This is a genomic window from Paenibacillus bovis, from assembly GCF_001421015.2.
Taxonomy (GTDB): Bacteria; Bacillota; Bacilli; order Paenibacillales; family Paenibacillaceae; genus Saccharibacillus; species Saccharibacillus bovis.
Genome location: NZ_CP013023.1, coordinates 3,260,567 through 3,274,083, shown reverse-complemented (window position 1 = coordinate 3,274,083; position 13,517 = coordinate 3,260,567). Strand labels below are relative to the sequence as shown.

At 47.1% G+C, this 13,517-nt stretch carries 13 protein-coding genes; 5 read left to right on the top strand and 8 right to left on the bottom strand.

Going from position 1 to position 13,517, the window contains the following annotated elements; all coding sequences use genetic code 11:
• Nucleotides 1-22 precede the first annotated feature (22 nt).
• Entirely contained in the window at nucleotides 23-463 is a 441-nt protein-coding gene (locus AR543_RS13995; protein ID WP_060535100.1) for a GNAT family N-acetyltransferase, read from the bottom strand.
• Nucleotides 464-676: 213 nt separating this feature from the next.
• On the opposite strand from AR543_RS13995, the gene pdxR reads away from it, so the two are divergent.
• Nucleotides 677-2,071, top strand: coding sequence for a MocR-like pyridoxine biosynthesis transcription factor PdxR (pdxR, locus tag AR543_RS13990; RefSeq protein WP_060535099.1), 1,395 nt, complete (start codon nucleotides 677-679; stop codon nucleotides 2,069-2,071).
• A gap of 136 nt (nucleotides 2,072-2,207) precedes the next feature.
• Nucleotides 2,208-3,188 carry an NAD(P)H-quinone oxidoreductase gene (locus AR543_RS13985; RefSeq protein WP_060535098.1) on the top strand — a complete coding sequence of 327 codons (981 nt, stop codon included), beginning with the start codon at nucleotides 2,208-2,210 and terminating at the stop codon, nucleotides 3,186-3,188.
• A gap of 236 nt (nucleotides 3,189-3,424) precedes the next feature.
• Here the strand turns inward: AR543_RS13985 and AR543_RS13980 are convergent, their stop codons facing one another.
• The 3 genes from AR543_RS13980 to desA all read right to left on the bottom strand — a co-directional run bounded on the left by AR543_RS13980 (nucleotide 3,425) and on the right by desA (nucleotide 6,322).
• Entirely contained in the window at nucleotides 3,425-4,036 is a 612-nt protein-coding gene (locus AR543_RS13980; protein ID WP_060535097.1) for a response regulator transcription factor, read from the bottom strand.
• 18 nt (nucleotides 4,037-4,054) lie between these two features.
• On the bottom strand, nucleotides 4,055-5,179 hold the full coding sequence (locus AR543_RS13975; RefSeq protein ID WP_060536786.1) for a sensor histidine kinase: 1,125 nt from the start codon (nucleotides 5,177-5,179) through the stop codon (nucleotides 4,055-4,057).
• A gap of 84 nt (nucleotides 5,180-5,263) precedes the next feature.
• Nucleotides 5,264-6,322, bottom strand: a complete 1,059-nt coding sequence (gene desA, locus AR543_RS13970; protein ID WP_060535096.1) for a Delta(5) desaturase DesA — start codon at nucleotides 6,320-6,322, stop codon at nucleotides 5,264-5,266.
• A gap of 263 nt (nucleotides 6,323-6,585) precedes the next feature.
• Between desA and bla the strand changes: the two genes are divergently transcribed.
• The gene (gene bla, locus AR543_RS13965; protein ID WP_060535095.1) at nucleotides 6,586-7,578 is read left to right on the top strand and encodes a class A beta-lactamase; all 993 of its coding nucleotides are present in this window, start codon (nucleotides 6,586-6,588) and stop codon (nucleotides 7,576-7,578) included.
• Between the two features lie 78 nt (nucleotides 7,579-7,656).
• On the opposite strand, the gene AR543_RS13960 is transcribed toward bla, so the two are convergent.
• On the bottom strand, nucleotides 7,657-8,238 hold the full coding sequence (locus AR543_RS13960) for a TetR/AcrR family transcriptional regulator (RefSeq protein ID WP_060535094.1): 582 nt from the start codon (nucleotides 8,236-8,238) through the stop codon (nucleotides 7,657-7,659).
• Between the two features lie 249 nt (nucleotides 8,239-8,487).
• Between AR543_RS13960 and AR543_RS13955 the strand changes: the two genes are divergently transcribed.
• On the top strand, nucleotides 8,488-9,768 hold the full coding sequence (locus AR543_RS13955) for an MFS transporter (RefSeq protein WP_082472233.1): 1,281 nt from the start codon (nucleotides 8,488-8,490) through the stop codon (nucleotides 9,766-9,768).
• Between the two features lie 196 nt (nucleotides 9,769-9,964).
• Here the strand turns inward: AR543_RS13955 and AR543_RS13950 are convergent, their stop codons facing one another.
• From AR543_RS13950 to AR543_RS13940, 3 genes are all read right to left on the bottom strand, one after another.
• A complete protein-coding gene (locus AR543_RS13950) occupies nucleotides 9,965-10,852 on the bottom strand; it encodes a class I SAM-dependent methyltransferase (protein WP_060535093.1) in 888 nt (295 codons plus the stop codon).
• 30 nt (nucleotides 10,853-10,882) lie between these two features.
• Entirely contained in the window at nucleotides 10,883-11,788 is a 906-nt protein-coding gene (locus AR543_RS13945) for an NAD(P)/FAD-dependent oxidoreductase (RefSeq protein ID WP_060535092.1), read from the bottom strand.
• A 71-nt stretch (nucleotides 11,789-11,859) separates the two neighbouring features.
• The gene (locus AR543_RS13940) at nucleotides 11,860-12,261 is read right to left on the bottom strand and encodes an Rrf2 family transcriptional regulator (protein WP_060535091.1); all 402 of its coding nucleotides are present in this window, start codon (nucleotides 12,259-12,261) and stop codon (nucleotides 11,860-11,862) included.
• Nucleotides 12,262-12,631: 370 nt separating this feature from the next.
• On the opposite strand from AR543_RS13940, the gene AR543_RS13935 reads away from it, so the two are divergent.
• Nucleotides 12,632-13,495, top strand: coding sequence for an alpha/beta fold hydrolase (locus tag AR543_RS13935; protein ID WP_227871751.1), 864 nt, complete (start codon nucleotides 12,632-12,634; stop codon nucleotides 13,493-13,495).
• The last annotated feature ends 22 nt before the right edge of the window (nucleotides 13,496-13,517 follow it).

Sequence of the window (13,517 nt, the reverse complement as noted above, 5' to 3'; positions counted from 1 at the left end):
ACTTTTATTGACCTATATCCTTTTAGATCGTTTTTACATAATGGTCATATTGTCTATCCAACTCCATACCGGCACTTTCATATAATGCTTTGGCTGCGCGATTATCGACATGTGTCTGCAGGATCACCCTTGTGGCTCCCATCGTTCCGGCAAATGCAAAAGCATGCTCCAGCAGAGCACGACCTGCCCCTTTTCCCCGATACTCTGGTGTGACAAACAAATCATTCAGTACATAAATAGGCCGAATACCGATCGAAGTAAACGATGGGTACAGCTGGGTAAAAGCGGTTGCCTGTTCTCCATCGTATGCGATAAATATAATCGACTCTTTTCTGGTCATCCGCTCCTCAATAAATGCACTGCAAGCTGCCCGGTCGCTATCCTGTCCATAAAATACCCGGTATTGATCAAACAGGGAAGTTACATCCTCCAAATGCTGCAAATCCGCTTTTATAATATTCATTATTCGCTCCTTTTCCGGCTGGTTCAGCCTTTTATTATTCAATATGTTTGGCAAATGGCCTGACTGTTCTGTACAGTCGATGTGGTTTCTTATATAGTATTTATAATTTCTGACATGAATAAAAGGTACAAAATAGATCTATAAAGCATGTCAGATGGTAAAAGCTTGAATAGTAGAAGCCTAAATAACTGCCAAAGAAAGAAGGCTGTGACCATGAACGAACTATTGATTCACCTTGATCATACCCGCTCCAAATACATACAGATCTATCACTTTATCCGCTCGCTGATTGAAGAAGGACAACTAGAGAAACATACCGCTCTGCCTTCGATCCGTCAGTTGGCCCAGCAGTTGGGAGTTAGTCGTAACACCACACTTAATGCTTATGAACAACTGCTGGCAGAAGGATATATCCGCAGCGAGCCCAAAAAAGGATACTATGTAGAGCCTGTCGAGGAACCTTTATCTCCTATCGACAGAACATTCTCTCCGGTAGACATACCAGCGTTAGTGAAATCCAACGTACTGATCGACTTTCGGATTGGCAGCGTGGATGGTCAGGTATTTCCCGTGAAAAAATGGCGAAATTGTGCCAACTACGTGCTGCAGCAAGCACACATCTATACTTATGGGCATTATCAGGGAGAACCTGAACTGAGACAGCAAATTGCTCTCTATCTGCTGCAATCCCGGGGCATTCGCACCTCGATGGATCAGGTAATTATAGGCAGCGGTACGCAGCAGCTGCTTCTCCAGCTTTCCATCCTGCTGAAGAGGAATGGCTATCACTCCCTGGCTGTAGAAGATCCCGGCTATGACGGGGCACGTACGATTTTTCATATGCAGGATTTGCAGACAGAACCGATCCCGTTAACGTCCAAAGGAATAGATATCTCGCAGCTCAAGCAAAGTCTATCCCGAATCGCCTATGTTACTCCTTCCCATCAGTTTCCTACCGGAGCCATACTGCCGGCAGCAGAACGTTATCAGCTGTTGAAGTGGGCCGAGGAACGGCAAGGTTATATTATCGAAGATGATTACGACAGTGAATTTCGTTACCGGCATCAACCTATTCCTGCTCTTGCTTCCCTTCAGCAGGATGCAGCCGTCATCTATCTGGGTACCTTTTCCAAAGGATTCCTGCCGTCGATTCGATTAAGTTATATGCTGCTGCCTCCTGCCCTGATGGAGCAGTACAGACAGATGTTTAGCTTTGTGGAGCAATCCGCGTCGGTTCTTCATCAGCAGACGATGGCTTCCTTTATGGAGCAAGGATACTGGAGCGCTCATATACGTAGAATGCGAGCAATCTATCGCCGCAAAATGCATGTGCTCGTCACAGCACTGCAGGAATCATTTGGTACAGAGATTCGGATTATCGGCGCTCATTCGGGGTTGTATCTTCTCGTGGAGGTGCAACAGTCCTGTAGTGAAGAAGAGCTGATCGATCAGGCACTGTATCATGGCGTAAAGGTATATCCGACGAATCGTTATTATTCCTCTTCAGTTATCGAACGAAGGCCCACCGTTCAGCTTGGGTTCAGCAATCTAACTACAGAGCAGATCGTCACCGGTGTTCAACTGTTACAACAGGCATGGATAAAATAGCCGGGATCTGTGTATATAATGATTATCGTGTTTGAGCAATTATCCCTACAGGCGCAAGATATATCATTTATCAAGTAAATAGTGTAAAATTAATTGTTGTACTATCTATTTCGCGAAAATAAAGGAGTGTACTGATATGAAAGCCATTATTGTCGAACAACAGGAAAATGCCAACGGGCTGAAGCTTACGGACCTCCCTGCTCCTGTACCTGCTCCCGGTGAGCTGCTGGTCAAGGTTCATGCCGCAGCAATTAACCGTACTGATATTGTGACTCGTGAAGGCAAGTCCGGCTATGCAACCAATCCGATCCTTGGTGTCGAGATCGCCGGTGTAGTAGAAAAGGTTGAAGGAGAATCGCAATATAGCCCCGGCGATCGGGTGATGGGTCTGGTCAATGGCGGAGGTTATGCCGAATATGCGGTAATGCCGGCAGACCGGGCGATAAAGGTTCCTTCTACGTATACATTTGAACAGGCGGTAGCAGTACCGGAAGTATTCCTGACCGCATACCAGACGCTGTACTGGATCGGACGTCTACAGCCAGGCGAATCGGTCCTTATCCATGCAGGCGCCAGCGGTGTCGGTACAGCAGCGATCCAGCTCGCCAAAAAACTCAGTAATGCCCAGGTAATCGTAACAGCGGGCTCCCAGGAAAAGCTGGACTTCTGCCGCGATCTGGGTGCGGATGTGCTGATCAATTACAAACAGCAATCTTTTGAAGAAGAAGTGCTTCAGGCGACAGGTGGACAAGGGGTAGATCTGATTCTCGACTTTGTCGGCGCCGATTACTGGGACAAAAACCTCGCTAGTATCAAAAAAGAAGGCCGCTGGGTATTGATCGGCATTCTGGGCGGCATTCAGGTAGAGCAGGTCAATCTGTTCGCACTGATGTCCAAATGCGTTCAGCTCACCGGTACTCTTCTCACGCCAAGAAGCGACGAATATAAAGCCCGCTTGACCGCTGATTTTATGCGCGATGTGTTCCCTCATATGGAAAAAGGAGAAATCCAGCCTATTGTTGATACTGTATTCCCGCTGGCGCAGGCCATGGAAGCCCAGCAGCATATGGAAGCCAATCGCAATATCGGCAAAATTATTCTCAAGGTAGTCGAATAAGACTTGCTCCCGAAAAAATGAATTAGCCAAACACAGAATGATTATTAAATAGAGGATTACCAAAAAGAAGATCACCAAAAAGCTGCAGATCAGGTCGAGTCCTGTATCTGCAGCTTTTTTCTGTCCAGCTATAGGAGAAATAAAAATTCACAGTGTCTTTATCCAGCTAAAGACTCTATCATCGCCAAACCGATCCTATATTACCGCAAAAAAACAGTGAATTTCAGTAGCGAAATTCACTGTGATTTGAACCAGCCTTTTTCCTTGAAATGCTTGATTGCTTCGATCCGATTGCTCACATTAAGTTTGTCCATAATAATCGACACATAATTGCGCACCGTGCCGGTTGTAATAAAAAGTTCGTTCGATATTTCTTTGGTATTTTTGCCGTCTGCAATAAGTTCCAGTACGGCTTTTTCCCGTTCGGTCAGCGGATTTTTCTCGCCATGATAACCATCGTCAATCAGCTCGGAAGCATAGATTTTGCGACCGGCCATAACCATGCGAATCGTATGAGCCAATTCTTCAATAGGGCTGTCCTTGAGCAGATATCCCTGTATGTCTGCTTTGAGCGCTCGTTCAAAATATCCGGTTCGGGCAAAGGTCGTGAGAATAATAACTTTGCAATTGCTGGTGTTTTTAAGTTCTTCTGCGGCATCGAGACCGCTTTTGGCAGGCATCTCGATGTCCATGATACAGATATCCGGCTGCAGACGGTGTACCAGCTGAACGGCCTCTTCCCCATTCGTTGCTTTGCCGATGACAGTAATATCATCTTCCAGATCCAGCAGAGAAGCGAGTGCGCCGAGCAGCATGCGTTGATCTTCAGCAATGACGATCTTAATCATATCCATGCCCTTCTTTCTTTATAACTGTCGTTGTACCGCATTCGGCACGGTAATTTGCAGTGTTGTTCCTTCAGCTGATGTAATAGACAGATTGCCATTCACAAATTCAAGCCGTTCCTTCATCCCTCTTAGTCCATTGCCGGAATAACGCTTGGACTTCAAGTTAATACCGACTCCATTATCTTTTACCGTTAGTATGAGTTCGGTCGGGCTGGACTCAATCATGATGTCGCAGACAGTAGCTTCACTGTGCTTGATAACATTGTTGATCGCTTCCTTGAGACACATGCCAAGTACATTTTCTGCAATCAGGGATACATCATGCAGATCATCATTCTGCGACAAGTGAAGCTCGACATCTGCCACTTCCAGAATTTGCCGTGCCCGGAATAATTCATCTTCAAGACGAGTACCACGCATCTGGGTAACCAGCTCACGCACTTCCTTGAGAGCAGTACGGGCTGTTTGCCGTACATCGAGCATCTCCTGTTCAGCTTGCTGTGGCTTGCTCTCCATCAGCTTGTAGGCCAGTTCGCTTTTCAGACCGATCAGCGACAATTTTTGTCCGAGTGTGTCATGCAGATCACGGGCAATCCGCTGACGCTCTTCGAGCTTTACCAGCTCGGAGATTTTGCGATTGGCATCTTCCAGTTGACCCTGCAAATGATCCTGACGGGTCTTATTGTGTGCCTGAATCGGAACAAGAATTACAGCGATCACATTGATCATAACCAGAGGCAACTGTCCGATAAACTCCGTCGTATCCGATACCAGACTAATATAACTGAGTCCAAGCGTACTGAGTAGATTGATAATGTATAATACAAAAAATCCCACTTTGTTATGCACGGCTCCCAGAAAAAAAGACAGGAACAGGGAGAAATAAATAAAACCGAAGTTCAGTCCCATAATGACCGAGAGCGCAATCTGTATCCCAAACCATACATAAATCTGCCGCCCTTTGACAATCAGGGACAGCAGATTGGCGGTGAAGAATACCAGGATCAGGATAACTCCGAATACAAAGCCCATGATCGAGAATTTGTCGTAGATAAAGTAGAACGGTAGTATAAAAAACAGCAGCCATATGTACAGGTTAATGCCGCCTGTACTTTTGCGAAAGAGTTCCTGCAGTTTATTCATCCGGGTCACTTTTGCTTATCACCATTGCTTTCTTGCAGTTTTCCGGTGAAAAGGATATTCCCGATTCACCGGTCTACTTCTATTTTACTTCAAATCCATCTGAACTGCAGCAGATGGTTTCGGTTCATTAATGATTCGCTGATTCTGTCTTTCCTGCTGTTTGAACTGGCGGAAGCTGATAAATTTCTTGCCTTCCTCATCCCACAGACGGAAACGAATCGATTTGAAGCTGGTTTTGAGTGTAATCGTGGTCGCTTTTTGCAGCGGCGGCGTTGCATTATGTGCATCTTCCAGATAATAGTTCGGTACACGAGGGCTCAGATGATGCACATGGTGGAATCCAATATTACCTGTGAACCATTGCAGTACGAGCGGCAATTGATAGTAAGAGCTGCCTTCTACTGCCGCCTGTACATAAGACCACTCGTCTTCTTTTTCAAAATACGAATCTTCAAATGTATGTTGTACATAGAATAACCAGATACCAAGCATCGTTGCGATGTAGAAGATAGGCAGCTGAATCATGACAAAAGCTTTCCAGCCTACCAGCAGGCACAGTCCGGTATACAGGGCCACGATCAGGATGTTGATCAGATACGTATTCAGACGTTCTGTACGTTTCGCGCCGCGACGGTTAAAACGCTGTTGGATCAGGAATACTGCGATAGGGCCAATACCGAACAGTACGAACGGATTGCGATACAGACGATAGCTCAGACGTGTATACCATGGTGCTTCAGCGTATTCGTTGACGGTAAGTGTCCAGATATCGCCGGTTCCACGCTTGTCCAGGTTGCTGCTGGTTGCATGATGAATCGAGTGACTTTGCTTCCACTGCATGTAGGGAGTCAGCGTGATTACACCGGTAATTGTCCCGATAATATTATTCAGCTGACGATTTTTGAAGAACGAACCATGACAGCAATCATGGAAAATAATGAATGTGCGGATAACGAACAGCCCAGCCACAATAGTAATCGGAATCGTCAACCAGTAGGATACAGACAAACTCCAATAGGCGGCGAACCAGAGTATAATTAAGGGAAGTATAGTCGTAATCAATTGCATAATACTTTTGTTGGAATCATTTTTTTCAAAGGGAGCAACTTCTTTTTTTAATTGTTTGATGGAAGACATAATCATTTCTCCTTCGTGGGTGTAGTGACCCATAGATAGATGCAATGTACATAGCAACTTTCCTTATATCTTCATTGTATCGTCATCAGGTGTTGGGATGAAGTCATAAGTGTCAGTAGTACACCATGACACTTGTCATGTATTTTGCTCTATGAAGCGCCTGACAGCTTTGTCAGATTCATTTCATTGTTCCATTTCAAAAAAATGCTTATGCTTACGAAGGGTTCTACATTCTATCTATAATCACACCCAAAAAGGAGCGTTTCATCATGAAAAAACAATTAATCTCCCGTCTTCACAAACAACCTCGCCGTACAGCGTATGCCGCTCTGGCACTAATTACTCTGACAGGTGTACTACTATCAGATATTCCGGCAACCCATTATACCGAGGCGGCAGCACTGCCTGCTGCAGGTCATGCCATGGTAACCACTGCTGCTGTAACCGGGCAGCCTTCTATCGCTGCCAAGCACTCTACTGCATCGCTTGCATCCCGTTTCCGCGCGCTGGAACAGCAGCATCAGGCACGTCTAGGCGTATATGCCATAGATACGGGCACAGGCAAGGTTGTCGCTTACCGTCATAATGAACGGTTTGCTTTTGCTTCTACATACAAGGCGCTGGCTGCCGCCGCTGTATTGCAGCAGAACTCCATTGCCGATCTGGACCGGGTAATCACCTATTCCGCAGATGATCTGGTAGAGTACTCCCCGGTCACCGAAAAACATGTGGATACCGGCATGACACTTCGGGAAATCTGCGAAGCAGCTATCCAGTACAGTGATAATACCGCCGGTAACATTCTGTTCCAGGAATTGAATGGACCGGCCGGCTTCCAGCAAACTCTGCGGCAGCTGGAAGATCGTACAACCCGCTCGGAACGAATCGAGCCCGAGCTGAATGCAGCCGTCCCCGGTGATGCGAGAGATACCAGCACGCCGAGAGCGCTGGTCAGAGATCTGCGTCTGTTCACAACCGGCAAAGTACTCAGTCAGGATAAGCGCCAGCTGTTGGCAGAATGGATGAAAGGCAATACGACCGGGAATGACCTGATTCGTGCAGCCGTACCCAAAGGCTGGGTGGTAGGAGACAAAACAGGCAGCGCCTCCTACGGTACGCGCAATGATATTGCGGTGGTCTGGCCACCGGGCCGGGCGCCGATTATTATCGCAGTGCTGACCGGTCATACCGACAAGGAAGCCAAAGCGGATAACGAACTCGTTGCAAAAGCAGCTAAAATCGCACTGGATACCATGAAATAAACAAAGAGCAACCAGCCGGTACATGATAATCACCGGCTGGTTGCTCTTTGTTCTGTATATATCGATTCTATGGCTAGCCTATTCCATAACGACCATGATTGCCGCAATAGACTGCTCTACCCAGGAAGCTTCCGGTTTTCCTTTCAGAATAACCGTCAGTCCGATCATATGCAGCATTAACGTTTTGGAGACGGCTTCCACATTCATCTCTGCTCCCAGCTCTCCCGATACAACTCCCCGATTCAAGTATTCCTGAAATACAGCCACTAGATACATTTGATGCTCCCGGGTCAATATCTTAAAGCGCGGATCATGCGGAGCCAGTTCCACCAGCGTATTGATACAAAAACAACCACGACTATGCTCTCTCACTGTCGCATCGTGTACAAGCTGTTCAAACAAGTAGCGAAATGATGCTCGTACACTCTTCTGCTGCTGCAATCTGCTACGGATTAGCTGGGCATGCTGCTGATTATAGCGGCGCAGTGCAGACTCAAACAATGACTTCTTATCTCCAAAGGCCGCATAGATGCTAGGTTTTTGAATTCCCATTATTTCTGCCAGTTCATTCATGGAAGCAGCTTCGTATCCTTTATCCCAAAAAAGCTGCATCGCATTATCCAGTGCAGCTTCCTTATCAAACTCACGCGGTCTGGCCATATAATCACATTCCCTTTTATTTTATGTACCGATCGTTATTCAATAAAAGGATAACTTATTCCCTTTATCCCGTCAATAAACAAACGTTCATGAATATTCTCACTCCAATAGTATTGTTTGTATAATAAGGAATTTGGCTTATTGGAAAGTAAAAGAAGATCTATAAAGCTATTGACATACAGATTCAAACCAACTATCATTCTCGCTATATTATGTACCAATCGGTAAATAATTATAAAGGGGTGTACTATGAAATCTGATCTGCCAATCAACTGTTCCACGAACCAAACGTTACATAATGTTCCATCGTCCAATGCTGACAATATTGATGAGGAGCTAATACCATCCGATTCCTTTTCTATTCGCAGTGCGGGGTTATCACGACAAACCGTATTGCTGTTTGCTGTAGCCTGCGGTGTATCGGTAGCCAGTATCTATTATGCCCACCCACTGCTTGATGCGTTTTCGCTTCAATTTGGCATACCTGCTTCCCTGCTTGGTATGGTTATCACCATCACCCAAATCTGTTACGCACTAGGATTATTCTTTCTTGTACCACTTGGCGACCGGATCAATCGGCGAGGGCTTATCATTGTTCAGATGTCTTTATCTGTAGTTAGTTTGTTGATCGTCGGTCTCGCTCAAAGTGAATGGATGCTGTTTGCCGGATTGGGAGCTGTTGGAATGCTCGCTGTTGTCGCCCAGACACTCGTTGCCGCTGCAGCCCATCTATCGGATTCTGCAGAGCGTGGACGCAATGTTGGTCTGGTAACCAGCGGTATTGTGATCGGTATTTTGCTGGCGCGTACCTTTGCCGGCATAATGACAGATCTCGCTGGCTGGCGTTCTGTCTATCTTGTGTCTGCAGTGCTGCTGGCTGTGATCACCGGATTGCTATACCGTATTTTCCCGACTATACAGACGCCTTCCTCTACTGTTTCCTATGGACATCTTCTTCTGTCCACTCTGCAGTTATACAGAACAAGTACACTGCTGCGGGTAAGAGGTCTGCTGGCTCTGCTGGTGTTCGGTGCGTTTAGTACGTTATGGACAGCTCTGGTGCTACCACTGAGTCAGCCGCCGCATAATCTGAGCCATACTGGAATTGGTGCATTGGGTATTGCCGGTATCGCGGGCGCACTTGCTGCTGCTCGTGCAGGCAAGCAGGCAGACCGCGGCTATGGGCAGCGCACGACAGCTATTGCGCTTCTCTTGCTGATTCTATCCTGGATATTCATTTCCTGGATCGATCATACTCTGCTTGCCCTGCTGACAGGTATCATCTTGCTGGATCTGGCTGTTCAGGCAGTGCATGTTACCAACCAGACGATGATACTTACGGCTCATCCGGATGCAGGTAGCCGGCTGACAGGCGCATATATGATTTTTTATTCGATTGGCAGTGCGACAGGTTCTCTTGCTTCCACCCAGATGTATGACCATTACGGATGGACTGGGGTATGTGTACTCGGTGCCGTTTTCAGTATCAGTGCTTTTATCGTTTGGTTGGTAACCAGACGGTACAGCTAATTACAATCAGCTGCATGATTGTAATATTGTTGAAGTATGCTGCGGTGTGTACAGGACACGTCTACGATAGAATATGCCAAAAGCTGCCGTTTATACAGAACGGCAGCCTTTTAGTAGATATAGCATTGTCTATTCAGCATGGTACATCTAACCCTGTATATCCAATGCTCCAATATTGCAGTCTACCTGCTCCTATTCAGTGCATCTTCTGATCACGCAGACGAATCAATACTTTGCCAAAGCGTCCGCCCTGCTGTATCTCTGCGATCGGTTCGGTATAAGTGGCTCGTACATACTGTTCAGCTTCCCGGAGTGCATCCGGATCGGCAGGCAGACCGGCGAATAACAGCCAGCCGCGCAGATTGCTGATCATGTGCTCCACAGACATCCGGATCGTTTCATTCTCGTGAGTAACCAGTGCCTGAAAAGAATAGCCGTATATACTCAGCAGCTGGATAATATAAGCCATATCCGATCCATGTACGGTCTCATCGGCTATGCCCAGAACCGGGCGCAGTTCATCGATGATGCTGAGTTCCCGGGGACCGGCTATGGTGCTGATATAACAGAACTGACTGGCCGCGCGGATCGCTTGTTCTACCCTGTCCCAACCGAATATTGCCGGGCACATGGATGCAAAGACCAGATCATACTTGCCTTCCCAGCCTTGCTGCTGCACATCAACATCTTCAAAAGGCTGCTGGACAATCTCGACATGATTTGTGAGGTTAGCTGGAATACTTTCGCGCAGCAAGCCTGCCAGATGTACGGAAGGCTCTACCGCCGTAACAAAAGCCCCCTGTTCTGCAAAAGGAATACTGAACACACCGGATGCCGCACCAATATCCAGAATCGACGCATTGGCGAAAGATACTCCCTGCGCCTCAATCCAGTCCATGATGCGCTTGGACCGGCGTCGTCCTTCTTCACTAAAAGCTTTCTGATGAAAATTGTGTGCTCTCGCGGCTTCGTCAAAAGCACTGACCGGCTCAATACCGGATCGCAGCATACGATTAACTCCTGCTTCAGGATCATTGATCCAGGCTTTTTTCCATTCTTCGGGGTCAAACAGGGAATGATTCATAGTGTTCTCCTTTGTATTCCATACTGGTACTCATGAGCCGAATGTCTCTTCCGTCAATTCCATATTGATATGCACCGCGATCAGGCTGCCAGCAGCCGCTGACATAATCAGCTGTGAAGAGCCGCCGGATGCAGCTTCACCTGCTGCGAACAAGCCGGGAATACTGCTTCTCCCTGTCTCATTCGTCTGAATGCCTCCCAGCTCGCTCTTCTCATAATTCAGTTCTTCACAGAATCCAGCTTGCGGAACCCAGGCCGGAGTAATAAAACCGCCGGTTCGACTGATCCGCGATCCATCTGCGAATTCTACCTGCTCCAGCTTGCCATTTTGACCGTGAAAAGCTACAACCTTCTGCTCTGTGACGATGATGCCGCGGGAAGTCAGCTGCTGCTTCTGTTCATCGGTCAGTGTAGAACTGCCATGCGTGCAGATCACCAGATCCTGGCTCCATCCGTATAGCAGTTTGGCCAGATGATAGATTCTCTCATGATCAGACACTACAATCAGCGGCTGATCGCGCAGCTCCCATCCATCGCAGTAAGGGCAGTTAAACAGACTGCTGCCATACATTTCGGTTACACCGGTAATATCGGGAAGGATTTCTTGGAGACCGGTTGTAACCAGTATTTTGCGGGCATGGACAGGTTCGCCGGTATTCGCTGTAATCTCGAATCCTTCTGCAGTACGGCGTACCGAAGATACCTTCCTGCCATGATGCTCTACCGATGGATAGCGCAGCACTTCCTCATATGCGATTCGGCGGAATTCAGCTGGCGTTACTCCATCCTGTGTCAGAAATCCGTGAGAAGCATGGGTTACTGCATTACGCGGCTGATTATTATCGAATAAAGCTACAGTTCGCCTCGCTCTTCCCAGAACAAGTGCAGCATTGAGTCCTGCCGGTCCTCCGCCGATAATGGCACAATCGTAGATCATGCTTATTCCTCCTTTTAAATAGATATAAAAGACTCTTAATATCTATGATTAGCGTATAAAATGCTGCGGTTCTAATGAACCGACGGCATTTTGGCAGCGAGTGATGACAGCTTCTGGTTTTGCAGATAGGTCTCCATTTCGTTCTCGGCCTGAATCATAACCTGTTGTACCAGACATTCCGGCCCATGATCCAGCCCGCATTCGAAAAAGGAAGAGGTTCCTTCGATGGCATGAATCACATTAAGAAAAGAAAACTCTTCCCAATTCCGCTTGAGTCGGTATCCTCCATGGGCTCCCGAAGAAGATTCAATCATATTGGCTTTGACCAGCTTGGTCAGAATTTTGGATAAATAGGTCGGTGAGACATTCAGCTTATCAGCCAATGTCTGTACGCCAACGAGTCTTGCAGGAGTGACTGCTGCCAGATAGAGCATAGCATGCAGTGCATAATCGGTTGCTTTGGAGAATTTCATAGAGAATCGTCCACCTTTATTACAGACTTTATTCATCCATGATAGCTCTTATTTAACCAAAGCGCAATCTGCTCTACAGGTTACAGCTTTGATTCCCATACAGACTTTGCACTACCATATGCCGGTATATCATCACAAATTGCCAACTTATCATGAAAGAATAATAACTCACGAAAGAACAACGTTAATCATAGACTTTATGGGTCTATAATATACTCGATGATTGCGAGTGTCAATCTTTTTATTCAGAGAATATTGCTGATATTAGGATCACTGTCCCTATTTGGTTAAAAGATATCATTGACCTTTTGGATCAGCTACTATGTTGAAGCCTGCATAGGGCAGCTATACTATTTGATTTCGAGGAGAGATGACGATGTTATTCGATGGATTCCAACAGACCACCATTCATACCAGTGAAATGAGTACCCGCGTGCGTTATGGAGGCGATGGTCCGCCGCTGCTCCTGCTGCATGGACATCCCCAGACGCATATGATGTGGCATGCGGTCGCTCCCCTGCTCGCCCGGGATTTTACAGTGATTATGCCGGATCTGCGCGGTTATGGAGATAGCTCCAAACCTCCTACTGACGACCAACATTATCCGTATTCCAAAAGAGCCATGGCGCAGGATCAGATCGAGATTATGAAGCAGCTCGGTTACGAGCAATTTGCTGTTGTCGGTCATGATCGCGGAGGGCGCTGCGCATACCGACTCGCTCTGGATCATCCGCAGGCTGTTCGCAAGCTGGCGGTGCTCGATATTATCCCTACCCTGGAGGCTTATCGCCGAACGGACAAGGATTTTGCGATGGGATACTGGCACTGGTTTTTCCTCTCTCAGCCGCATGATCTACCGGAAAGACTGATCGGAGCCAACCCGGAGAATTACTATTTTCACGGTAATCATGATCTGTTCCATCCAGAAGCACTGGCGGATTATCTGCATCATATCTACCAACCGGAGACCATTCATGCGATGTGCGAAGACTACCGTGCCGGAGCAACCATAGATTGCGAGATCGACGCAGCAGACATGGGTCAGCGTAAAATTCAGTGTCCTGTACTGGCCCTCTGGGGAGAAAAGGGCAATCTGCCCGGTTGGTACGATGTACTAGGAATCTGGCAGGATTGGGCAGAGAATGTGCAGGGACAGAGCATTAACAGTGGTCATTATCTGCCAGAGGAAGCTCCCGAAGAGACGTATCAGGCTCTGTATGCTTTTCTGAAATGATCCTGGATCTGCTATAAATACC

Bases quoted from the DNA above. Each gene is read 5' to 3' on its own strand.
- AR543_RS13955 (WP_082472233.1), top strand. From the start codon at position 8,488: ATGAAATCTGATCTGCCAATCAACTGTTCCACGAACCAAACGTTACAT.
- desA (WP_060535096.1), bottom strand. From the start codon at position 6,322: ATGATTATGTCTTCCATCAAACAATTAAAAAAAGAAGTTGCTCCCTTT.
- AR543_RS13960 (WP_060535094.1), bottom strand. From the start codon at position 8,238: ATGGCCAGACCGCGTGAGTTTGATAAGGAAGCTGCACTGGATAATGCG.
- AR543_RS13975 (WP_060536786.1), bottom strand. From the start codon at position 5,179: ATGAATAAACTGCAGGAACTCTTTCGCAAAAGTACAGGCGGCATTAAC.
- AR543_RS13945 (WP_060535092.1), bottom strand. From the start codon at position 11,788: ATGATCTACGATTGTGCCATTATCGGCGGAGGACCGGCAGGACTCAAT.
- AR543_RS13985 (WP_060535098.1), top strand. From the start codon at position 2,208: ATGAAAGCCATTATTGTCGAACAACAGGAAAATGCCAACGGGCTGAAG.
- AR543_RS13935 (WP_227871751.1), top strand. From the start codon at position 12,632: ATGACGATGTTATTCGATGGATTCCAACAGACCACCATTCATACCAGT.
- pdxR (WP_060535099.1), top strand. From the start codon at position 677: ATGAACGAACTATTGATTCACCTTGATCATACCCGCTCCAAATACATA.
- AR543_RS13950 (WP_060535093.1), bottom strand. From the start codon at position 10,852: ATGAATCATTCCCTGTTTGACCCCGAAGAATGGAAAAAAGCCTGGATC.
- AR543_RS13940 (WP_060535091.1), bottom strand. From the start codon at position 12,261: ATGAAATTCTCCAAAGCAACCGATTATGCACTGCATGCTATGCTCTAT.
- bla (WP_060535095.1), top strand. From the start codon at position 6,586: ATGAAAAAACAATTAATCTCCCGTCTTCACAAACAACCTCGCCGTACA.
- AR543_RS13980 (WP_060535097.1), bottom strand. From the start codon at position 4,036: ATGATTAAGATCGTCATTGCTGAAGATCAACGCATGCTGCTCGGCGCA.
- AR543_RS13995 (WP_060535100.1), bottom strand. From the start codon at position 463: ATGAATATTATAAAAGCGGATTTGCAGCATTTGGAGGATGTAACTTCC.